General features: G+C 38.5%; 18 protein-coding genes and 1 tRNA gene. 12 read left to right on the top strand and 7 right to left on the bottom strand.

The annotated features are described in order from the left end of the window. Positions 1-22: 22 nt before the first annotated feature. The gene (locus IKK64_04745) at positions 23-1,027 is read left to right on the top strand and encodes a class II fructose-1,6-bisphosphate aldolase (protein MBR4119369.1); all 1,005 of its coding nucleotides are present in this window, start codon (positions 23-25) and stop codon (positions 1,025-1,027) included. Between the two features lie 157 nt (positions 1,028-1,184). On the opposite strand, the gene IKK64_04740 is transcribed toward IKK64_04745, so the two are convergent. Further along, positions 1,185-1,829 carry a DUF1349 domain-containing protein gene (locus tag IKK64_04740; protein ID MBR4119368.1) on the bottom strand — a complete coding sequence of 215 codons (645 nt, stop codon included), beginning with the start codon at positions 1,827-1,829 and terminating at the stop codon, positions 1,185-1,187. 515 nt (positions 1,830-2,344) lie between these two features. Here IKK64_04740 and IKK64_04735 point away from each other — a divergent pair. The 7 genes from IKK64_04735 to IKK64_04705 all read left to right on the top strand — a co-directional run bounded on the left by IKK64_04735 (position 2,345) and on the right by IKK64_04705 (position 12,035). Further along, positions 2,345-2,632 (top strand): helix-turn-helix transcriptional regulator, encoded by a 288-nt coding sequence (locus tag IKK64_04735; protein ID MBR4119367.1) that lies wholly within the window; start codon positions 2,345-2,347, stop codon positions 2,630-2,632. A 124-nt stretch (positions 2,633-2,756) separates the two neighbouring features. Then, positions 2,757-4,103 carry a sodium-dependent transporter gene (locus IKK64_04730; GenBank protein ID MBR4119366.1) on the top strand — a complete coding sequence of 449 codons (1,347 nt, stop codon included), beginning with the start codon at positions 2,757-2,759 and terminating at the stop codon, positions 4,101-4,103. A gap of 4 nt (positions 4,104-4,107) precedes the next feature. Continuing rightward, positions 4,108-4,383 (top strand): hypothetical protein, encoded by a 276-nt coding sequence (locus tag IKK64_04725; GenBank protein MBR4119365.1) that lies wholly within the window; start codon positions 4,108-4,110, stop codon positions 4,381-4,383. Between the two features lie 145 nt (positions 4,384-4,528). Then, a complete protein-coding gene (locus IKK64_04720) occupies positions 4,529-5,788 on the top strand; it encodes a phosphatase PAP2 family protein (GenBank protein MBR4119364.1) in 1,260 nt (419 codons plus the stop codon). Between the two features lie 23 nt (positions 5,789-5,811). Next, positions 5,812-6,312: a T9SS type A sorting domain-containing protein gene (locus IKK64_04715; GenBank protein ID MBR4119363.1), complete on the top strand. Its 501-nt coding sequence runs from the start codon at positions 5,812-5,814 to the stop codon at positions 6,310-6,312. Between the two features lie 169 nt (positions 6,313-6,481). After that, positions 6,482-10,435: a CotH kinase family protein gene (locus tag IKK64_04710; protein MBR4119362.1), complete on the top strand. Its 3,954-nt coding sequence runs from the start codon at positions 6,482-6,484 to the stop codon at positions 10,433-10,435. Between the two features lie 160 nt (positions 10,436-10,595). After that, positions 10,596-12,035 (top strand): glutamate decarboxylase, encoded by a 1,440-nt coding sequence (locus tag IKK64_04705; protein ID MBR4119361.1) that lies wholly within the window; start codon positions 10,596-10,598, stop codon positions 12,033-12,035. A 78-nt stretch (positions 12,036-12,113) separates the two neighbouring features. Here the strand turns inward: IKK64_04705 and IKK64_04700 are convergent, their stop codons facing one another. The 4 genes from IKK64_04700 to alaS form a co-directional block, all read right to left on the bottom strand. Next, on the bottom strand, positions 12,114-12,944 hold the full coding sequence (locus IKK64_04700; protein ID MBR4119360.1) for a prephenate dehydratase: 831 nt from the start codon (positions 12,942-12,944) through the stop codon (positions 12,114-12,116). A gap of 46 nt (positions 12,945-12,990) precedes the next feature. Then, complete coding sequence (gene truA, locus IKK64_04695; protein ID MBR4119359.1) at positions 12,991-13,770, bottom strand: tRNA pseudouridine(38-40) synthase TruA; 780 nt, start codon at positions 13,768-13,770, stop codon at positions 12,991-12,993. Between the two features lie 15 nt (positions 13,771-13,785). Then, positions 13,786-15,687 (bottom strand): biosynthetic arginine decarboxylase, encoded by a 1,902-nt coding sequence (gene speA, locus IKK64_04690; protein MBR4119358.1) that lies wholly within the window; start codon positions 15,685-15,687, stop codon positions 13,786-13,788. A gap of 78 nt (positions 15,688-15,765) precedes the next feature. Continuing rightward, on the bottom strand, positions 15,766-18,390 hold the full coding sequence (gene alaS / locus IKK64_04685; protein MBR4119357.1) for an alanine--tRNA ligase: 2,625 nt from the start codon (positions 18,388-18,390) through the stop codon (positions 15,766-15,768). Between the two features lie 183 nt (positions 18,391-18,573). On the opposite strand from alaS, the gene IKK64_04680 reads away from it, so the two are divergent. After that, the gene (locus IKK64_04680) at positions 18,574-19,125 is read left to right on the top strand and encodes a MerR family transcriptional regulator (protein ID MBR4119356.1); all 552 of its coding nucleotides are present in this window, start codon (positions 18,574-18,576) and stop codon (positions 19,123-19,125) included. Positions 19,126-19,131: 6 nt separating this feature from the next. Then, the gene (locus IKK64_04675) at positions 19,132-19,512 is read left to right on the top strand and encodes a thioesterase family protein (protein MBR4119355.1); all 381 of its coding nucleotides are present in this window, start codon (positions 19,132-19,134) and stop codon (positions 19,510-19,512) included. A gap of 302 nt (positions 19,513-19,814) precedes the next feature. Here IKK64_04675 and IKK64_04670 read toward each other — a convergent pair. Further along, positions 19,815-19,889: transfer RNA gene (locus IKK64_04670), tRNA-Pro, on the bottom strand. 291 nt (positions 19,890-20,180) lie between these two features. Here IKK64_04670 and IKK64_04665 point away from each other — a divergent pair. Beyond that, positions 20,181-20,651, top strand: coding sequence for an Lrp/AsnC ligand binding domain-containing protein (locus IKK64_04665; protein ID MBR4119354.1), 471 nt, complete (start codon positions 20,181-20,183; stop codon positions 20,649-20,651). A 72-nt stretch (positions 20,652-20,723) separates the two neighbouring features. Continuing rightward, positions 20,724-21,716: a tryptophan--tRNA ligase gene (gene trpS, locus IKK64_04660; GenBank protein ID MBR4119353.1), complete on the top strand. Its 993-nt coding sequence runs from the start codon at positions 20,724-20,726 to the stop codon at positions 21,714-21,716. 413 nt (positions 21,717-22,129) lie between these two features. Here the strand turns inward: trpS and IKK64_04655 are convergent, their stop codons facing one another. Next, complete coding sequence (locus IKK64_04655) at positions 22,130-23,014, bottom strand: malate dehydrogenase (GenBank protein ID MBR4119352.1); 885 nt, start codon at positions 23,012-23,014, stop codon at positions 22,130-22,132. Positions 23,015-23,033: the final 19 nt, after the last annotated feature.

Genomic DNA, 23,033 nt, shown 5'->3' with positions numbered 1-23,033 from the left:
AACATTATAAAAATTAAACAAAATGATTAGCTACAAAGACCTTGGTTTGGTAAACACCAAAGAGATGTTTGCAAAAGCCATCAAAGGCGGATATGCAATCCCCGCATTCAACTTCAACAACATGGAGCAACTACAAGCAATTATTCAAGCAGCAGTTGAAACAAAATCTCCAGTTATCCTACAAGTATCAAAAGGAGCACGTCAATACGCAAATCAAACACTTTTGCGTTATATGGCAGAAGGTGCAGTTGAGTATGCAAAAGAGTTAGGATGTGAGAAACCTCAAATAGTTCTTCACCTTGACCATGGTGATTCATTCGAGACTTGTAAATCATGTATCGATATGGGATTCTCTTCAGTAATGATTGACGGATCACACCTTCCATACGAAGAGAACGTTGCTCTAACTAAAAAAGTAGTAGAGTACGCTCATCAATTTGACGTAACAGTTGAGGGAGAACTTGGAGTATTAGCAGGAGTTGAAGATGAGGTATGTGCAGAACACCACACTTACACTCGTCCTGAGGAGGTTGTTGACTTCGTAACTAAAACAGGATGCGATAGCTTGGCAATTTCAATCGGTACTTCACACGGAGCAAACAAATTCAAACCTGAGCAATGTACAAAAGATGAGAACGGACGTTTAGTTCCTCCTCCACTACGTTTCGACGTATTAGAGGGTGTTGAGAAAGAACTTCCGGGATTCCCTATCGTGCTTCACGGATCATCATCAGTACCTCAAGAAGAGGTTGCAACTATCAACAAATACGGCGGTGCATTGAAAGATGCAATCGGTATTCCAGAAGAGTGGTTGCGTAAAGCAGCTGAGTCAGCAGTATGTAAAATCAATATCGACTCTGACAGCCGTCTTGCAATGACAGCAGCAATCCGCGAGGTATTCGCTAACAAACCAGCTGAGTTTGACCCAAGAAAATATCTTGGACCTGCTCGCGAGAATATGAAAAAACAATACATGCACAAAATTGAGAACGTTCTTGGTAGTGCAGGTAAATGCGAGTGCTGTTAATTGATTAAACATCAATAGAGTAATAAGGGTTACCAAACGGTAACCCTTATTTTTTGTTCTTGTACCCTCTCAATATTGCCAATTTACTATATAAAAAGTGACGCATAATATCTGCGTCACTTTCATAATCTTAAATTTAGTTTTAATCTATATAAAATTAGTTCTTCTCTAACCACTCCATACGTCTTTGGTCGGGTAGGTGTTTAATTTTAAAATTATCAAATGAGGCTTTAAATCCTTCTCCATCGGGACTTGCAGCCATAACGCCAACCATAACGGGAGTGTTGTCTTGTAGCCAGCAATTACGCATCATAGTGTACTCTTTATCATCAAAAGAGTAGAATATCTCAACAGCATCCAATCTTCTAACAGCCTTAATCCAAATATATTCAATAGGTTTATCCAGCTCAATAACACTCCAGTCGCTTGTATTGTGAGTAACAACTGTGCTAATATTAAATTTACCATCAACAAATTCAATACCTGTCTTAATATAGTTCTCATGGTCAATCCTAAGCATTAAACCAGCCTGATCAAATCTAACTTTGTAGTCGCCCCATATTCTCACCTTAACTTCAAACTCTCCACCCCTTGTTGTGTAAAAAAATGGAGCATCATCAACCGTAAATCCGTAGTGCGATATTCTCCAGTAATCACTATGAGGAGTCACATCCATTGTAATTGTTTCACTGTTTATACTCCAACTTTCGGGCTCGTTAAACCATTGCATCTTTTCAAGAGTTTGAGCCGATACACCAAAACTCATACTCAATAGCAGAAGAATTAAAATTTTACTTTTCATAAAATAACCATTAAAATTATTACATTTGCAAATGTACATATCTATTTAATACAATACAATGGTAAAAAATAACCATAATGAATGTAGTTTTAGACAAGAAATTATTATATCAAGAATTTGAGAAAAGTTGCAATTGTGATATTTCAAATTATCTTGCAATTGCAAAAGCATATTCAGTTGCAGAAAATGCACTTGTTGTATTGAGTGATTTGAAAAGAGTGGAGAGTCATATCTTTTATGGCGGTTATGCAGAGTACTTAGGCATAGGAAAAAAGGGTGAGGCTAAAAGCATAAACTCAATATGGGAAAATGAGGTCTTTTGTCGAATAATGCCAAATGATTTAGAGCGAAAACATCTTGAAGAGTTAAAGTTTTTTGATTATATGAAGCGTAATAGTAAAGAGAGTGATTGCTTTATGCAGAATATAATCAGGATGAGAAACCGAGTTGGAGTGTTAGTAGAGGTAACACATCGAATATTTTATTTTAAAGAGAGTAAAGCTATACGTTATGCTATGTGTCTATATACCCCAGCTATTGGTAATGAACGCTCTGTTATAGTAAATCCGGTTACCTCAAAAACTATCTATATTGATGATATTGACTCTGATAATATCTTGTCTGACAGAGAGAAAGAGATCCTTAAAATGATAGATCTCGGCTTCTCAAGCAAGGAGATCTCAGCAAATTTAAATATAAGTATATTTACCGTTAGCCGTCATCGTCAAAATATTTTGGAGAAACTACAAGCAAAAAATTCATTACAGGCGTGTTGTACGGCAAAAAGTTTAAAAATATTGTAGTAGTAGAATATACAATAAAAGTCTAAAACTCTTTCTCCTATTTTATTCCCTAATTAAATATATATAATACAATTGTGTTTATAACTTAAAATAATTAACTTTGCCGTTAGTAAAATAAAAAAATATGAGCGAAAGAGCGCAATTTGCGACAAAAATAGGAGTTATAGCGGCAACAGTAGGATCAGCTGTTGGGTTAGGTAATATATGGCGATTTCCCTATATGACAGCTGAGAATGGAGGAGGAGCCTTTCTTGTGGTATATATATGTTGTGTTTTGGTATTAGGAATACCCCTAATGTGTGCCGAGTTTGCAATTGGACGTAAATCTCGTACCAATGCAGCGGGAGCATTAAAAGTATTGGCACCAAAGTCGCAATGGCACGTTATAGGGTATATAGGTATTCTTGCCTCAACACTCATACTTGGTTACTATATGGTTATTGCAGGGTGGGTAGTTGAGTATGTCTATCAAGCATTTAAAGGGGAACTTTTTGCATTGTCGGCAACTGAGATATCAGATAGTTTTAATGCTTTTAAAACCAATATATGGAGACCTCTTGTTTGGATGGGAGCATTACTTGTTATAAACTATCTGATTATATCGCGAGGAGTAACTAAGGGTATAGAGAAAGCATCAAATATAATGATGCCACTACTATTTTTGATATTGCTTGTATTTTGTGGGTATGCGCTCACATTACCGGGCGCAGCAAAGGGATTAAACTATCTTTTCAATCCCGATTTCTCTAAAATAGACGGAGGAGTGGTGTTGGCTGCGATGGGACAGGCATTCTTCTCGTTAAGTATAGGTCTTGGAATACTAATAACATACGGCTCCTATTTTAAACGAAACGTATCATTGCCCAAAACAGGATTAACAGTTGCTCTATTGGATATGTTAGTTGCTATACTCGCAGGGGTTATGATATTCCCAATTATGGCATCGTTTGGAATAAGTCCAACTCAAGGCCCTGATTTAATATTTGTAACCCTGCCCAATGTGTTTAAGCAGATGTTTATGCCAGACCTGTGGGCAGTATTGTTCTTTATCTTTGCTGCGGTGGCGGCATTAACATCAACTATATCACTACTTGAGGTAGCAATAGCATATATATCAGAAGAATTTAAAGTTGGACGTAAAAAAGCATCAATAGTAATACTTTTTATTGTAGCCGTGTTGAGTGTGTTATCATCACTATCGTTTAGTTTACTAAGAGAAATAAAACTATTCGATATGAATTTCTTTGAACTATCTGATTACTTCTCAGCAAATATATTGCTTCCCATAGGAGGATTTTTGTTGGCAATATATGTAGGATGGGTAATGAAGAAGAGAGATTTTCTTGCTGAGTTGGGCGGAGGAAAACATCCATCACTAATATATAAACTAATACTCTTTAGTATAAAATTTATAGCTCCTATTGCTATAATATTCATATTCCTTTCATTAACAGGTGTGTTTAAAATATAGGTGTATGTCGGACAAATTCTGGAACTTTACAAAGGCAGAGCGTATAGCGGCAATAGCATTAACAATTATCATAGCGTTGCTATTGGCAGTGAAGTTTTACTCTAAGAGAGAAAGTGAAGTTGTCGCAAAAGATTATAGAACAGAGATAGAGGAGTTCAAAAATAGAGTTGTCCCAACGGATACCGTCAAAGAAAAAAAACGAACACCCCGAAAGAAAACAAAAAAGGTATATACACCCAACGAACAACAACTATCTCCGTTAAAAAAAGAGAGTAAATAGTTCCTTCTGTTAAAAAATAGTTCTATTTCCTATTAAAGGATAATAAACTATATATGATTTATTTGTAGGTCAAATATAAATAATTATATTTGGGTGTCAAATATAAGGTTTAATGAGAGGGGTATCTATTTTAATATTTTTGCTATTGCTTTTTATAGAAGCAACTCCTCTGTGTGCATTAAACAGAATAACAATCTACACAACTCCTCAAGAATTATCAACCATTCCAAAAGATGGAGAGGAGAAAGAGAGTTTAAATATCTATGAAGTTACAAAATTTGACCATATCACATCATCAAAAGCATTTGAGATAACAGCATTAGCGCTCCCAATGGTAGTGGCAGGTGTGGCAACTAAGCCCGAAGATAATCGTTTTGCAACATACCAAATGACCAAAACACGAGGAACAAAATGCCCATTTGATGATTACATCCAATACCTTTCCATTGCAACTAAATATATAATGAAGGTGGCAGGGGTAAAAGGTCGTTCATCGTGGGGCAGAATGATAACATCCGATCTCTTCTCTGTTGCTCTTATGGTAGGCTCGGTTGAGTTATTAAAACATACAATAGACTCTCCTCGCCCAAACGGAGAGGATAACCATTCGTTTCCATCAGGACACACAGCAACAGCATTTATGTCAGCTACACTTTTAAATAAAGAGTATGGCCATCTTTCGCCATGGATACCAGTTGCATCATATACAGTAGCATCACTTACCGCAATGGGACGTCAATTTAATTCTGAACATTGGGTAAGCGACCTTTTTGTAGGAGCAGGGATAGGAATAGTATCGGCCGAACTTGGATACTATTTTGCCGATCTTATATTCAAAGATAAGGGGTTGCTATATAAAGCAGTACCCCCAAAATGGGAGTATGGCAGAAAACCTTCTCGTTTCTCCTCAATGATAGGGGTGTCAACAGTGTTTGGCAACTATACAGCCTCAAATGGTGAAAAGATTGATATTAAGGTTGGCAATCGTGTAGGTTTTGAGGGGGTATATTTCCCTCACAAAAACATCGGAGTAGGAGGAAGAGTTGCCGTAAGCAATAATATGTTTGCGGTTAATGAAGAGATAATGGAAGATTGGATGGGAGAGTTGTCGCTATATGTAGGAGCATATTACGAAACACAACTCTCATCACGATGGGCAATAGGCTCAAAAACTCTATTTGGTTATAACTTCTATTCAGGTTGTGCATCGTGGCAAGAGCGAGGTATCGAAAAAAATGACGGAAGTTTTGGCTTTGTAACGGGAGTTTCGCTTTCATATCTTGCAACAGAGAATATGCGATTCTCATTAGACTGCGATTACAATCTCCTATCTTCATCACGACTTGCACCACAACAGATGCAGCACGAACTTTTTACAGGAGTATCAACATCGGTAATGTTTTAGTAAATTGATAAATTCTATATATTATGAAGAGATTAAAAATTTTAATAACAACAATGATGATGACAATTACTTTATCAGTAATAGCATCGGAGGATAGTTATATGAATATCTATCTAAATTCAACAGGCAAGGCAACCTCAATATCTATTGATGAGATAGATAAAATTACCTTTCCTTCAGAAGATGAAGTTCTATTAACTATGAAAGGTGTTGCAAGCCCAATGCTAATTGATGATATTGAAGTTATAACCTTTGGAGATACTGATATAACTTCAATAGAGGAGAACGAAATTGAGAGTGCAGAGATAGAGATAAAATATCTGTCAGGAGTAGAAGAACTGCAAATTGTAGCCCCAGAGCCAATATCAATGGTGCAGGTATATAATATGCAAGGAGTGCAAATGATGGCACAAATACCCAATGAAAATAGTGTGTCGTACAATATAAGTGCATATCCAAGAGGTATATATGTTGTAGTAGTACAAGCAAACGGGCAAATAGTAACAGAGAAGATTTTAAAATAAGTTAACAAACATTCGTTTGTTGAATCTGCTTACCGCTTGGCATAACTCAAACAAGTATGCTTCTGCTCTTGCTTAATCGCAGATTTGTTAGTTTTTAGTTGTACGGTACTTAGTACCTTTGTTTTTAGCAAATAAAGACTCTAACAACAAACAACTCAAAAAAAGAAATATGAAAACAAAATTTATCACATTAATTGTTGCTTTGGCAACATTTGCAACTGTTATACTTGCTCAGCAATATGAACGAGTTGTAAAAATTTATAAAGATGGAGAGATATTAAATAGTTATCTTATCTCTGAAGTAGATAGTATAAAATTCGATAAGGTTGCACTTTACCAAGTTGGAGTAACTGCAAACAACTCTGAAGCAGGATATGTCTTAATCAATGATAAAACAACATCAGACCTCTTTAAAGAGGGAGAGTCAATTACCCTAAAAGCGGTGGCAAATAGTGGATACCAATTTGTAAACTGGACACTTAATGGAAGTGTTGTTTCAACAAACAATAGTTGCTCAGTAGTGGTAAACGGAGCGGTAACATACGTTGCAAACTTTGAAGAGAGTCAGTTGCAATATTGTACTCCAGAAGGAACTATGTTAAGTAGTCGTCAGTTGAACTCATTTACTCTTACTGATGGAACAAATAGTTTATCACTCTCAAATATCCAATCTTCAACTCGTGATGCAGTATATAAAGACAAAACAGAATTTTATCTACACACCCAACAGGGCGAGACACTAAACTTCTCGGAAATGGATTGGACAGGAGCTTGGATGCATGCATTTGTATATATTGACTATAACAGAGATGGCGTTTTTAATACTACATCAAATCCCTACGGAAACAACGATGGAGAGTTGGTAAGTTATAACTTCTATTCTGCCGATGATAGTAATGTTGGTACTGACAGTAAAGGAAATGTTGTTTCAAACTCATGTGGAGTATATGCAAACAATATTCCATCGTGGACATTACCTGAAAATCTCGAATCGGGCGAATATCGTATGCGTTTTAAAATTGACTGGGAATCGCTCGATCCTTGTGGCTCAACCGACTCTAAAAACTCAATACAAAACAATGGTGGAGTTGTATGTGATTTAACGCTTCGGGTTGGAGCAACCGATTTATTATACGATGTAACATTTAAATCAACACCTCAATTGGCAGGAACAGCATCAGTTGTAGATGAAAACGTTGACAAAGCAACCTTGTTGGCAACAGCCAATGCAGGATATGTATTTGAGTGTTGGAAAATAAACGGATTGCAAATATCAACAGATAACCCTTACGTAGCAACTATATCTGCCAACACAGAGATTGAGGTATGTTTCCGTCAAGCAGAGACCGTAACCGTATCAGCAACAGTTGCTAAAGGAGGAAGTGTTGAAGTATCTAATCCAAATCCTCTTGAAGGAACGGAAGTAACACTTACCGCAACAGCCAATGCAGGTTTTCAATTTGAGAGTTGGTCACTAAATGGCGAGGTAGTATCAACCGAAAATCCCTACACTATAACAGCAAGAGGTAACGCTGAGTATGTAGCAACCTTTACAGATATGTACTCTCAACTCACAACCGTTCCCACAATCTATATCAATACAGAGGGTGGAGTAGGAGTAACAAGTAAAGAAGATTATGTAAACGCATACGTAACAGTACGTGGAGCAGAGAATGAAGAGGATAATATAACAGAGGTTCTCACTGAGATAAAAGGACGAGGAAACTCAACATGGGGAATGGCAAAGAAACCATACCGCTTGAAATTTGATGAAAAAATCAAATTCTTGGGTAACGAAGCCAAAGAGAAAAACTGGGTATTGTTAGCCAACTATGCTGATAAAACACTAATGCGTAACGCCCTTGCCTTTGAGACCGCACGAAATATGATGAACTTTGGTTTTACCCCATCGGTAACATTTGTTGATGTAGTGTTGAATGGTGAGAATTTGGGAAGTTATATGCTAACCGACCAAGTAGAGGTAAAGAAAAAACGTGTACCAGTAACTGAGCAAGAGACCACAACCACAATGAGTGATGCAGAAATAACAGGCGGATACCTAATTGAAGTTGACGGCTTTGCCGATAGTGAAATCTCATGGTTCCAAACCACACGAGGAATGAAGGTAACAATTAAATACCCCAAAGATGATGAGATAAACTCTGACCAAAGTTACTATATTAGTAACTACACCCAACAGATGGAGGATGCACTGTTCAGCACCAACTTTACCGATGCAGAATTAGGATGGCGAAAATACATAGATGAAGCCTCAATGGTAGATTGGTACATAGCATGTGAATTATTCGGAAACTCTGACGCATGGTGGAGTACCTATATGTATAAAGAGCGAGATGACGTATTTAAATTTGGACCACTATGGGACTTTGATATAGCCTTCAACAACGATAATCGTTTGGGCGATGCAACAACCCTTATGATGCGAACATACGCACACGAACCCAAAACGTGGATTTCTCGTTGGTGGCAAGATGCTGGTTTTGTATCGGCAGTAAAAACACGTTGGGCAGAGTTGAGAGCCGCAGGATTAGAGGCATTTATGACAAACTATATCACAACTACTGCCTCCTATCTTGATGCTTCGCAAAAGAATAACTTTGAGGTTTGGAATATATTAAATACAATAGTTTACAACGAACTTGCAGCACGTGGCTCGTACGAGGCAGAGGTTGAATTCCTAAAAGAGTATGTACGAGATCGTATTGCATACCTTGACTCTCAATTTGAGATGACAGAGACACTATATTCAGTATTAGCCACATCTTCAAACAGCACATTGGGAACGGTATCGGTTTCTAAAACAACAGTAAATGCAAATGATACAGTTACCCTTACAGCAACACCGGCGGAGGGTTGCAAATTTGTAAATTGGACTATTGACGGCGCAGATGCTGGAAACGAAAATCCTATGGAGTTGGTCGTAACTTCAACAACAGAGGTGAAAGCCAACTTTAAAGAGATAAAAAAAACTCTTCCAAAAGTATATGTTGAAACACCTAATGGAGTAGCAATTACAAGTAAAGATGTGTGGACAGAGGAGTGCATAATCCGCATTGAAGATGAATTTGGCGAGGAGGTTATGAATACCACAACTAACTTCCGAGGACGTGGAAACTCAACATGGAACTACCCTAAAAAGCCATACGCCATTAAACTTGATAGTAAAGCAGAGGTTTTAGGTATGCCAAAACATAAACGTTGGGTATTGTTGGCAAACTGGATGGACCGCACCCTAATGCGTAATGCAGTAGCATTTGAGATGGCACGTCAGATAATGGATTGGGCACCAAGAGGTGAGTTTGTGGAGTTCTATTTAAATGGTTCTCATCAAGGAAACTACTACCTGTGTGAGCAGATAAAGATTGACAAAAACAGAGTAAATATCACCGAGTTTGAGGATGGTACAGCAACAGGCGAAGATGGAGGTTATCTATTGGAATTTGACACCAACTATCAAGCAGAGATAAACTATTTTATGTCGCAAGTCTATGGCTACCCTGTAACTATAAAAGATCCCGATGAGGAGATAATAACAGAGTGGACACATCCATATTTTACATATATTGACAACTATATAGGAGATGTTGAGAATGCTCTTGTAGATAATGATTTTGAGACCGTATTCAGCAAAATTGATTACTCAACCTATATCGATTATTTGTTGATACATGAGGTTACTTCAAACGAAGAGCCCAAGCATCCCAAAAGTTGCTATATGTATAAAGATGCCGGAGGTAAGTTGTGTGCAGGACCTATCTGGGATTTTGACTGGGGAACATTTGATCCAAACAAAACAGGATTGTTGCTAACAAACTCTCTATGGTATGGACAGTTAATGAACTCTGCTGAGTTCCGAACAGCCATAAAAGCACGTTGGGCAGAGATAAAACCCATATTTGAAAATATTGATACATTCATTGATGAACAAGCCGATTTAATTCGTGAGTCGGAGGCGGTAAACCATGAAATGTGGCCAATAGATTCGCGCCACAACTATCCTAATGGCGATGAGTTAATGGATTTTGATTCAGCAGTTGAGAGGATGAAACAGGCAATAGACAATCGTATAATAGCATTAGATAGTGCAATAAACGCTTTGTAGAATTTTTCTATAAAACTAACAATCAATAAGCGATGTCAAAAAAACTTGACATCGCTTATTTTCTATATAAATAAGTTAAATAAGAGGATATCAGGAGCATTTGTAAAACTCTTTTATAATACAAGGTGTTTATAAGAGGTAAACAATAAAAACTTTAATTATGAAAGAAAATAACAGTTGCCACACCGACAGTTGTGGATGCACAACTCCAATCTTTGGATCGGAGCGAATGTTGCAATCAGCACCATGTGAAACAATCCCATGTCATCCAACCTCACCCGAGATTGCCTACCAGATGGTAAAAGATGAGACCTTTGCACAAACTCAGCCACGTCTAAATCTTGCCACCTTTGTAACAACCTATATGGATAAGTATGCAACCCGACTTATGAACGAGGCAATAGCGGTTAACTACATTGATGAAACAGAATATCCTCGTGTAGCGGTGATGAATGCCAAATGCATTAACATTATGGCAAACCTTTGGAACTCTCCTGAACAGAACAAATGGAAAACGGGAGCAATAGCAATAGGCTCATCAGAGGCGTGTATGTTGGGAGGAGTGGCAGCGTGGTTACGCTGGAAAGCACGCCGAAAAGCAGCAGGAAAGCCATGCGACAAACCAAACTTTGTAATATCATCGGGCTATCAGGTAGTATGGGAAAAGTTTGCACAGTTGTGGCAAATTGAGATGCGTACTGTACCCCTAACACACGAACATATAACACTTGATATTGAGAAAGCCATATCAATGTGTGATGAGAATACAATATGCGTTGTGCCAATTCAAGGAGTAACATGGACAGGACTAAATGATGATGTGGAGGCACTCAATCAAGCACTCGAAAAGTATAATGCCTCAACAGGGCATAACGTGCCAATTCACGTTGATGCAGCATCGGGCGGGTTTATATTACCATTCCTACAACCCGAAAAGCGTTGGGATTTCCGTTTGAAGTGGGTACTCTCAATAAGCACCTCAGGTCACAAATATGGTCTTGTATATCCCGGATTGGGTTGGGTGGTATGGAAAGATAAATCGTATCTACCCGAAGAGATGTCGTTCAGTGTAAACTATCTTGGAGCAAATATAACGCAAGTAGGATTAAACTTCTCTCGCCCTGCGGCACAAATCTTAGGACAATACTACCAATTCATCCGATTGGGATTTGAAGGATATAAAGCCATTCAGCAGAGCAGTATGGCGGTAGCAGAGTATCTACACGCTGAGATTGCCAAAATGCCACAATTCCACGCATATAGTACAACACTTGAAAATCCGTTGTTCATTTGGTCTCTCAAAGATGATTATGCAAAAAAAGCAAAATGGACACTATTTGACCTGCAAGACCGACTAAAACAGAGTGGTTGGATGGTACCTGCCTATACAATGCCAAAGGATATTGAGGATATGACCGTAATGCGAATAGTAGTACGTCAAGGCTTCTCTCGCGATATGGCAGATATGCTACTTGCCGATATTAAAACCTACATTGCCGATTTGGAGAAGTTGGAATACCCAACCGAGTCGCGTATAGCAACAGATAAAAAAGATTGTCATAAACGTAAGTGGCACTTCTTTTCACATACGGGAAGGTAAATAATTAGTAGTTAGAAGAGAGTAGTTAGGAATTAGTACAGGGCTTTGCTACAATTCCTAATTACTCATTCCTAATTACTAAAACTCCTTATACTCTCCCAATATTCTAAACGATTTAGTGAGTGGGGTGATAGCGGTTAGTGATTGGCGGTAACGAACATAGTTGTTAAATGTAACATCTACATAAAAACGATACTCCCATTCGCAACCGATAATTGGCATTGACTCAATCTTTGTTAGGTTTATATCGTAGAACGAGAAGATTGTCAATATCTTTGATAAACTTCCGTGTGCGTGAGGAAGACTGAATACTAACGATGCTTTGTTGATGCCGGGAATGTTGGCACTGTTCTCTGTTTTGTTGGCATTTGCCAATATTAAGAAGCGGGTAAAGTTACGTTTGTTAGTCTCAATTCCTCTTTCAAGTATATTTAGTCCGTAATACTCAGCGGCAATATCGGCACAAATGGCAGCATGTCCTGTGAGATTTTTCTCTGCAATCTCCTTTGCCGAGCCTGCGGTATCATCTTTCTCAACAATTTTCAGACGTGGGTGAGCATCCAAGAAGTTGTCGCATTGAGCAAGAGCGATGGGGTGAGAGTTTACCTCAGTAATATCTTCAATAGTTTGCCCTTTAAGAGCCGCTAAAACGTGCGATATGCGGAGTTTATACTCTCCTATGATTTGCAACTCACTTGCTCGTAATAGTTCATAGTTTTGCAACAACGAGCCTGCAATGGTATTCTCTATTGCAACAATACCATAGTAGTCGCTCTCACAAGCCATTGTATTGAACAACTCCTTAAATGTTTGACAGGGTACGGTCTCAATCTCCTCTCCTGCAAAATAGTTTCTTGCTGCTGCTTCGTGAAAACAGCCTGTAACTCCTTGTATTGTAACTTTTTTCATTCTCTACTTTTGTATTTTAGTGTACGTAGCATACTACGTTCCTACTTTAACTAACAACTACCCCATAGGGGTAACGAAGTTGACAACTAACAACCTCTTCTGGGTATCCCACATCAACCAAGAATAGTGCATTGCCGGGCATTGATGTTCCTGCTTTGCAACGGTCTTTGGCCTCAATAATTTTACAAAACTCCTCTATTGTAAGTTTGCCTCTGCCAACTTCAATAAGAGTACCAACAATTGAACGCACCATATTGCGTAAAAAACGGTCGGCAGTTATGACAAATCGGTGTCCTCCCTCGCACTCCTCCCAATGGGCATCCATTACACAACAGTTATTGGTAACTGTATCGGTGTGCAGTTTGCTGAAACTTGTAAAGTCGGTAAAACTCTTCAACCTCTCTGCAGCTTGGTTCATAGCATCAAAATCGAGAGTGCCAAAGTATCTGTGAAAATAGTGTCTTGTGAAAGGGCTCTTTACATTTGTTATATAGTAGTTGTAGGTGCGGTATGTTGCGTCAAAACGTGCGTGAGCATCATCCTTGACTCGGTGTATGGCATATACCGATATGTCTTGTGGTAGAATAGAGTTTAATCTACGCACAAAATCATCGGAGCATATCTCTTTCTCTGTGTCAAAGTGCAGGAACATTCTTTTGGCGTGAACACCAGCATCTGTTCTTCCAGCACCAACAACGGGGGTAGGGGTACCCAAAAGTTTATGCAATATCTCCTCAATAACCTGTTGTACGCTTATGGCATTTGGTTGCACCTGCCAACCATGGTAGGCACTGCCGTCATAAGCAATCTCGAGGAAATATCGCATACTCTTTTATATAGTTTAATCTCTTTCGAGATATGTATATCCATAAAGTCCCGAACGGTAGTTCGATAAGAACTCGCGTCCCTCTTCGGGAGTTATTATACCAGCCTTCATTGAAGATGTAACCCAAGTCTCTAACGAGCGTACCATCTTCTTAGGATTATATTGAACGTAATCCAATACTTCGGCAACAGTCTCGCCATCTATGATCTGGTCAATCTCATAGTGGTCGTCATACACGCTGACATGAACTGCATTGGTGTCGCCAAACAGGTTGTGTAGGTCTCCCAAAATCTCTTGATATGCACCCACAAGGAATACGCCTATATAATATGACTCCTTCTTGTTCTTGATTGAGTGAACAGGCAGACTGTTACTCAAACTTTGGTATGATATAAAGTTTGTAATCTTACCATCAGAGTCGCAAGTAATATCTTGTAGAGTTGCATTGCAATCGGGTTTCTCATCCAAACGAGCGATAGGCATAATTGGGAATACTTGATCAATAGCCCAAAGGTCTGGAAGAGATTGGAATAATGAGAAGTTACAGAAATATTTATCTGGTAACATTCTGGAGATTTTCTTCAACTCTTCTGGGACGTGTTTAAGTGAAGCCGATTCGGCATAAACATCTCTTGCCACACTCCAGAACAGACGCTCAACCAAAGCTCGGTTTGGAAGGTCTAAAAGTCCCATACTGAACAGGTCAAGTGCCTCTTCTCTGATTTGAAGGGCATCGTGCCAAGTCTCAATAAGTTGCGAAGATGATACTTTGTCGCGTAGGTGGTATAACTCCTTAACTAACTCATGAGCATCATCAGGCATCTCATCATCGCGTTCCCATTTGGGAAGGCAAGCAGTCTCCAATACCTCAAAAACTAATACCGAGTGGTGGGCTGTAAGTGAACGTCCCGATTCGGTGATGATATTGGGGTGGGGTACATTGTTCTTGTTTGAGGCATCAACCAATGCCCAGATAGAGTCATTTACATACTCTTGTATAGAGTAGTTCATACTACTCTCACTTGCCGATGAGCGTGTACCATCGTAATCAACGCCAAGACCTCCGCCAATATCAACAAAATCTACATTGAATCCTAACTTACGCAATTGAACGTAGAATTGTGATGCCTCTTTAAGAGCATTCTTGATACGGCGTATCTTTGTTACTTGACTACCTATATGAAAGTGAATTAGGCGTACGCAGTCGCGAAGTTGTTTTTTGTCTATAAAATCAAGGGCGTCTAAAAGTTCGCTCGAGTTTAATCCGAACTTACTTACATCGCCTCCCGACTCTTCCCATTTACCGCTACCGCTACTTGCAAGTTTAATGCGGATACCAATATTTGGGCGTATGTTCAAACGTTTGGCAATGTCGGCAATAAGAACAAGTTCGTTCATCTTCTCAACAACAAGGAATATTCTGCGTCCCATCTTTTGAGCAAGAAGAGCCAACTCAATATAGTTCTCATCTTTATAACCGTTACAGATAATCAATGAATCCTTACCTGCATTTGTAGCCAACACAGCATGTAGTTCGGGCTTAGAGCCTGCCTCCAAACCTATGTTGAACTTTTTACCATGACTGACAATCTCCTCAACCACTTGTCGCATTTGGTTTACCTTTATAGGGTAAATCACAAAGTTTTGTGCAGTATAACCATACTCATCTGCTGCTCTCTTGAAGCAGTTCGATATCTTTTCGATACGATTATCAAGAATATCAGGGAAACGAACCAATACAGGAGCAGTAACGTCACGCACCTGAAGTTCATCCATCAATTCTTTTAAATCGACACTCGCACCTCCCTCTTTGGGAGTAACTGCTACATGCCCTTTGTCGTTAATAGTGAAATATTTAAGGCCCCAGCCGTTGATATTATACAACTCCATAGAGTCTTCAATACGCCATCTTCTCATCTATATTTTACTTTTATTTTGGTTGATTATTATTTTATGGTTTTGTTCTCAAACCTGACTGCTGATAACTGTTAGTTATTATCCAACAATAGCATTAATAATAGCCTCTACTGCTTGGCTTATACCCTCTTTGTTCTTTCCTCCTGCTTGAGCAAAGTGAGGTTGTCCGCCACCGCCTCCTTGAATAAGTTTTGCACCTTCACGAACAAGAGCCGAAGCATTTAATCCCTTGTTGACCAAATCCTCACTTAACATAACAGTAAGCAAAGGCTTGTCTTCGCCAGAGATTGTTCCTGCAACAAATGCAAAGTTCTCTGTAAACTCTCCTCTTAATTGGAATGCAATATCTTTAATAGTTTCGGGAGCAACAACGTTGACAATTGATGCTACTTTTATGCCTGAACGCTCATCAATGTTTTTGATAATATCATCTTTCAAACGTTTTCCACGCTCTTTTGCAAACTCTTGTGCTTGCTGACGTAGAGAGCTGTTATCCTCCATCATCTTTTTAATAGAGGTCTTAATATCGGGAGCGTTGTTCATCATCTCTCTTAGTCCGCTCAATAGGTCCTCAAGATCGTAAAGTGATTTTTCGCAAACCTCAGCAGTGATAGCCTCAATACGGCGGATGCCTGCTGCAACTGAACTCTCTGAGATAATTCTTATTTGACCAATCATACCTGTGTTGGCAACGTGAGTACCTCCACAAAGTTCAACTGATGAGCCATATTTGATAACACGAACAGCATCGCCATACTTCTCGCCGAACAATGCCATTGCACCCATTGCTTTAGCCTCTGCAATTGGCATATTTCTACGCTCATCAAGAGCTATACATTGGCGAACTTTTTTGTTTGCAAGTTTCTCTGCCTCACGTAACTCCTCTTGAGTAACCTTTTGGAAGTGAGAGAAGTCGAAACGTAAAGTTTTTGGGTTTACATACGAACCTTTTTGCTCAACGTGAGAGCCTAATACCTCGCGTAGTGCCTCGTGAAGCAGGTGGGTTGCTGTGTGGTTGCATGCAGTAGCCAAACGTTTCTCTACATCAATTTTTGCAACGTAGCCACAAGTAAGGTCTTCGGGAAGTTTCTCGGTAATTTGCATACCCAAGTTGTTTTCCGATACAGTGTTTATGATTTTTACCACCTCGCCATTGTCGGCAGTAAGAGTACCAGTATCACCAACTTGACCTCCCATTTCGGCATAGAAAGGAGTTTTGTCTAATATGATTTGATAAAACTCTTTATCTTTTTGTTTCATTTTACGATAGCGTAAAATCTCAACATCGCACTCTGTAAAGTCGTAACCAACAAACTCTTGATCTCCCTCTTTAACAATAACCCAGTCGCCAGTTTCAGTAGCGGCAGCGTTACGAGCGCGCTCTTTTTGAGCCTGCATATTTTTGTTGAACTCCTCAATGTCAACTCCTAAATTGTTCTCTTTAAGAATAAGTTCGGTTAAGTCTAATGGGAATCCGTATGTGTCGTAAAGAGTAAATGCCTCTTTACCGCCAATTTTATCTTTACCAGCCTCTTTAGCATCTGCCATAACCTTATCTAAAAGTTTAATACCAGTAGCAAGAGTACGAAGGAATGCCTCCTCTTCCTCTTTAACCACCTTCATAATAAGTTCCTTTTGAGAAACAAGTTCGGGATAAGCATCTCCCATAAGGTCGGCAAGAGTAGGAATAAGTGAGTATATAAATGCCGATTGACGTCCTAAGAAGGTGTATCCGTAACGTACAGCACGGCGTAAGATACGGCGTATTACATAACCTGCTTTTGCATTTGAAGGTAATTGACCATCAGTAATAGCAAATGAGATTGTACGAACGTGGTCGGCAATAACACGCATTGCAATATCTGCTTGAGCATCTTCGCCATATTTTTTACCGCAAAGTTGACCAATTGCAAGAATGATAGGTTGGAAAACATCAGTGTCGTAGTTCGAAGTCTTGCCTTGTATAGCCATACACAAACGCTCAAATCCCATACCTGTGTCGATAACCTTAGCAGGAAGTCCCTCTAATGAACCATCTGCTTTGCGGTTGTATTGCATAAATACCAAGTTCCATATCTCAATAACTTGTGGGTGACTCTCGTTAACAAGTTCACGACCATCTTTCTCTGCACGTTCAGCATCAGAGCGGAGGTCAATGTGAATCTCAGAGCAAGGTCCGCATGGTCCTGTATCGCCCATCTCCCAGAAGTTGTCTTTACGGTTTCCGTTTATGATGTGTGAAGCAGGTAAGTGTTTCTCCCAATAACCAGCAGCCTCATCATCACGCTCCAAACCTTCGGGTGCATAACCCTCAAAAACGGTAGCATACAAACGATTCTTGTCAAGTTTAAGAACCTCAGTAAGGTATTCCCAAGCCCAATCGATAGCCTCTTTTTTGAAGTAATCACCAAACGACCAGTTACCTAACATTTCAAACATAGTGTGGTGATAAGTATCCAAACCAACCTCTTCAAGGTCGTTATGTTTACCACTTACACGCAAACACTTTTGAGAGTCTGCAACTCTGGGGTATTTGATAGGGGCATTACCAAGAATAATATCTTTAAATTGGTTCATACCTGCATTTGTAAACATTAGAGTGGGATCTCCTTTTATAACCATAGGAGCCGAAGGAACAATCTCGTGTCCCTTTGATCTGAAAAATTCTTTAAACGATTCGCGAATTTCTTTTGATGTAAGCATATTTGTTTAGTTTATTTTATTCAAAAAAATGAAAGTTTAAGTGGCAAGTTATATGTTCCATATAAAAAGTCCTCAAACAATTTGCAAAAATAATTCAAAATATTAATTTTGCGTAAATTATGAACAAATAAGTTGATAATATCTATCAAAAAATAGCAGTTTTATATAAAATAAACTCAAAATATGGCAGGCGAACGTTCAGAATACCCAAAAAAACAGTTTTACTCAATAAGTGAGGTTGCCGAAATTGTAGGCACAAATGAATCGACACTTCGTTTCTGGGAGCGAGAATTTAAAGAGATAAAACCTCGTAGAGCATCGCGAGGAGTTCGCCTTTATAGCAACTCTGATTTAGAGGTTGTAAAACTAATATATCATCTTGTAAAAGAGAAAGGTTTAACTCTTGATGGTGCAAAAAAACGTCTCAAAGATAACCCTGATTTAGAGAACACCACAATAGAGGTTGTGAATCGTCTAAAAGATGTCAGAGCTGAACTTATGGCAATACGCAACTATATAGAATTTCTTGAAGCGAAGGAGAATGAGACTTTATCGAAAAAGGCTTCAAAGAAGATGGAGAAAGAGGAGCCTCAAACATATAGTACGGTTGAAGAGGAACCTATTATTGCAGAGGAACCAAAAATAGATGATTTGTTAGAGGAAGATATTGAAATTGAGAATATTAAAGAGGATGATGAGGACGGTTCCGTTCCCACAATTTTATCACTTTTCTAAAAAACAATAATGGATAAGATAAGTAGCACTTCAGAAGTTCAAGTTCAAAAAGAGAATACCGCCGAGTTTGTAGGCTCGGGAACGCTTCCTGTATTTGCTACTCCGTCAATGGCAGCTCTTATGGAGAACGCAGCAATGAAAGCGGCAGAGAAAATACTATCAGAGGGAGAAACCACCGTTGGCTCGGAGTTAAATATTAAACACCTTTCGCCCTCTCCAATAGGAGCAAACATAAAAGCAACCGCAACTCTCTTGCAACAGGAGGGCAGAAAACTAACATTCTCTGTTCTGGCAACAGAAGATAATAAAACAATAGGCGAGGGAATACATATTCGCTATATTGTTAATATCCAAAAGTTTATGCAGAAACTTGGATTGTCAATTTAGTTTAGCAATATGATGGGTAAAATATTATTTTTTGTATTAATGGTTTTCCCGTTAATGCTGTTTTTTGTGTATATGTTTTTTTTATACAAGAAACTTATAAAGGAATGGATTGAGAATCCATTGGATTTTTCAGTACTAAAAAAAATCTTTGCTTGCATAATATATCCTATATTATTGCTATTCTTGTTATTAGTAATGGGAATATTGCTTTATACGCTTACTCTTTAAATTATAAGAAATTAAAGATAGCAGGTAAAACAAAAAATGCTAATCGGTTTTAACCAATTAGCATTTCTATTTTGTCGGGATGACTGGATTCGAACCAGCGACAACACGCCCCCCAGACGTGTACTCTAACCGGGCTGAGCTACATCCCGAATCTTGTCTGAATCGGGTGCAAAGGTAATCAAATATTTTTATTCTACAAAACTGAATCTGTAAAAACATATTATCAAATCTATAAATCCCTGAGATTAGGACTATTTGCTAATTGCATAAAATTAAATTGTTACTTATAAATTATAATAATATAGGTGTTAAATTCATATAAATTGTTTGAAAATTATAATTTCATACTCAAAATTTCAAAAATTATTAATTAAAGATACATTTATATTCAAAAATATTATATATTTGTACTATTAAATTGTAATTAAAAAATAAAAGATATGGCAAGACAACAATTAGACTCGTTGGACTATAAAATCTTACGATTAATTTCAGCAAATGCCAGAGTTCCATTTCTTGAAGTGGCTCGTGAATGTGGAGTATCTGGTGCAGCAATTCATCAAAGAGTACAAAGATTGGTGAATTTAGGTATAATAAAAGGAACTGACTATTTTGTTGATCCTGCAAAGGTTGGTTTTGGAACATGTGCCTATATGGGTTTATATCTTCAAACACCTGATCAATTTGAAGATGTGGTTGCAAAACTAAGAGAGATACCCGAGGTGGTTGAGTGTCACTATACAACAGGACAATACGATATGTTTATTAAACTATATGCACGTGATAATGCTCACCTATTGGATATAATTCACGATAAATTACAACCATTGGGGTTGGCTCGTACCGAGTCAATAATCTCGTTTAAAGAGGCGTTCCGTCAACCACTCCCAATTGAAGATTTGTCAATATAAAATAATAACATATATAAAAGAGGAGCGATGCAAGTCGTTCCTCATTAATTAAAAAAGAGTAGAGAAAGAATTATGAAAGATATAGTTGTGAGCGGTATTCGCTCAACAGGAAACCTCCATTTGGGAAACTACTATGGAGCGTTGCGTAACTTTGTGAAGATGCAGAATGAGAACGATTGTTTCTTTTTTATTGCAGACCTTCACGCATTAACAACACACCCAGATCCTGCTCAATTGCACGATAATGTTAAGAGTATATTGGCTCAATATCTTGCAGCGGGACTTGATCCTGAGAAGTCGACAATATTCATCCAAAGCGATGTTCCCGAGATTTCGGAAATGTACCTATTGTTGAATATGCACGTATATATTGGAGAGTTGGAGCGTACTGCATCGTTTAAAGATAAAGTTCGCAAACAACCCGAAAACGTAAATGCTGGACTATTAACCTATCCATCACTAATGGCTGTGGATATACTTATTCACAAAGCGACAAAAGTGCCTGTGGGTAAAGATCAGGAGCAACACTTGGAGTTGACTCGCCGTTTTGCACGCCGTTTCAATAATATATATGGAGTAGAGTTCTTCCCAGAGCCTGAGAGTTATAACTTCGGTTCAGAGTCAATAAAAGTTCCTGGTCTTGACGGTAGCGGTAAGATGGGAAAATCAGAGGGTAACTGCATCTACTTGATAGATGAGGATAAACCCCTACGTAAAAAGGTTATGAAAGCGGTAACAGATGAAGGTCCACAAGCACCAAACTCTCCACTCTCTCAACCAATAGAGAACCTATTTACAGTAATGAGTCTTGTGTCAGAACCTGAAGTTGTTGAACAATTTAAAGCAGCGTATGCCGATTGTTCAATCCGTTACGGAGATTTAAAGAAACAGATAGCAGAGGATATATTAAAAGTAACAACTCCTATGCGTGAACGCTACAATGAGATTATAAAAGATGAGGAGTATATGCGTAAGGTTGTGAAAATGGGTGCAGAGAAGGCTCGTGAGAGTGCAGCAAAAACACTTGCAGAGGTGCGTAAGATAATGGGATTTAGAAATTTCTAAGAGTTTAAATATTAACTAACTTCAAATGGCAAATCTCTGAAGGTTTGCCATTTTTTTATATAGAATTATTATTCTTGAGAATCGAAAAGATTATATAAGTAATGGCTTTTCTGAAGGAGCAAAGTTAAAGATTAGAGGATTTGATAAGATTAGGGAGATTTGGGGAGACAGAGATGTGAGTTTCATGATAGCAATATTATCTCTTTAAATATGTGCGAGGATATTATCATGAGAATCAATGTTGTAGGACCATTACCTGATAATCCCTCTGTTGAGGATTGGCAAAATAGTAAATGGTATCAATTAGTTATTGTCTTTGAAGATATTTGGGAGGTGGGTGTAATCAAAAGAAAGAGAACGGTAGTCGATCGACTGCCGTTCTCTTGTATATAAAATTTGCTAAATATCTTCTATTAGATAGCGCCAGTATCTGTAAGGATTTGGTTAACTTTGCGAACAGCGTCAGCAGAAGCAACAAATTTAGCTTTCTCATCTTCTGTAAGTTCAATCTCAACGATTTTCTCAATACCATTGCGACCAATAACAACAGGAACACCAATCATAATATCCTCTTGTCCGTACTCTCCTTCAAGGTAGCATCCGCAAGGAATGATACGTTTTTGGTCGCCCAAGATAGCCTCAACAACTGATGCTGCTGCAGCTCCGGGAGCATACCATGCAGAAGTTCCAAGAAGTCCTGTTAATGTTGCACCACCAACCATTGTATCAGCAGCAACTTTCTCAAGTTCCTCTTTAGAAAGGAATTGTGAAGCAGGAACACCTTTAATAGTTGCTTTTGATGTTAAAGGAATCATTGTAGTATCTCCGTGTCCACCAATAACCATACCATCAACATCGTGAATGTTTGCGTCAGCCGCTTTTGCTAAGTAGCAACGGAAACGAGAAGAGTCTAATGCTCCACCCATACCAATTACGCGGTTTTTAGGAAGACCTGTTGATTTTAAAGTTAAGTAAGCCATAGTATCCATTGGGTTAGATACGATGATGAAGATAGCGTTAGGAGATTGTGCTAATGCTTGAGAAACAACGCTCTTAACAATGTTTGCGTTAGTTCCAATTAACTCTTCGCGAGTCATACCTGGTTTACGAGGAATACCTGAAGTTACAACAATAACATCTGAGTTAGCTGTTTTCTCATAGTCGTTTGTACAACCAGTAAGTTTAGTTTTGAAATCAGTAGTAACTGATGCTTGGTACATATCAAGCATTTTACCCTCTGAAAGACCCTCTTTGATATCGATTAATACAACTTCGCTTGCTACTTCGCGAGAAGCCAATACGTTTGCACAAGTTGCG

Source organism: Bacteroidales bacterium (assembly GCA_017521245.1).
Lineage (GTDB): Bacteria > Bacteroidota > Bacteroidia > Bacteroidales > G3-4614 > Caccoplasma_A.
Note: the sequence above shows the minus strand (reverse complement) of the source record. Positions and strands in the feature narration are given on the sequence as shown.

Coding starts and splice junctions, on each gene's coding strand:
- IKK64_04730 (MBR4119366.1), top strand. CDS start 2,757: ATGAGCGAAAGAGCGCAATTTGCGACAAAAATAGGAGTTATAGCGGCA.
- trpS (MBR4119353.1), top strand. CDS start 20,724: ATGAAAGATATAGTTGTGAGCGGTATTCGCTCAACAGGAAACCTCCAT.
- IKK64_04715 (MBR4119363.1), top strand. CDS start 5,812: ATGAAGAGATTAAAAATTTTAATAACAACAATGATGATGACAATTACT.
- IKK64_04665 (MBR4119354.1), top strand. CDS start 20,181: ATGGCAAGACAACAATTAGACTCGTTGGACTATAAAATCTTACGATTA.
- IKK64_04725 (MBR4119365.1), top strand. CDS start 4,108: ATGTCGGACAAATTCTGGAACTTTACAAAGGCAGAGCGTATAGCGGCA.
- IKK64_04740 (MBR4119368.1), bottom strand. CDS start 1,829: ATGAAAAGTAAAATTTTAATTCTTCTGCTATTGAGTATGAGTTTTGGT.
- IKK64_04710 (MBR4119362.1), top strand. CDS start 6,482: ATGAAAACAAAATTTATCACATTAATTGTTGCTTTGGCAACATTTGCA.
- IKK64_04705 (MBR4119361.1), top strand. CDS start 10,596: ATGAAAGAAAATAACAGTTGCCACACCGACAGTTGTGGATGCACAACT.
- speA (MBR4119358.1), bottom strand. CDS start 15,687: ATGAGAAGATGGCGTATTGAAGACTCTATGGAGTTGTATAATATCAAC.
- IKK64_04700 (MBR4119360.1), bottom strand. CDS start 12,944: ATGAAAAAAGTTACAATACAAGGAGTTACAGGCTGTTTTCACGAAGCA.
- IKK64_04745 (MBR4119369.1), top strand. CDS start 23: ATGATTAGCTACAAAGACCTTGGTTTGGTAAACACCAAAGAGATGTTT.
- IKK64_04680 (MBR4119356.1), top strand. CDS start 18,574: ATGGCAGGCGAACGTTCAGAATACCCAAAAAAACAGTTTTACTCAATA.
- IKK64_04735 (MBR4119367.1), top strand. CDS start 2,345: ATGTGTCTATATACCCCAGCTATTGGTAATGAACGCTCTGTTATAGTA.
- alaS (MBR4119357.1), bottom strand. CDS start 18,390: ATGCTTACATCAAAAGAAATTCGCGAATCGTTTAAAGAATTTTTCAGA.
- truA (MBR4119359.1), bottom strand. CDS start 13,770: ATGCGATATTTCCTCGAGATTGCTTATGACGGCAGTGCCTACCATGGT.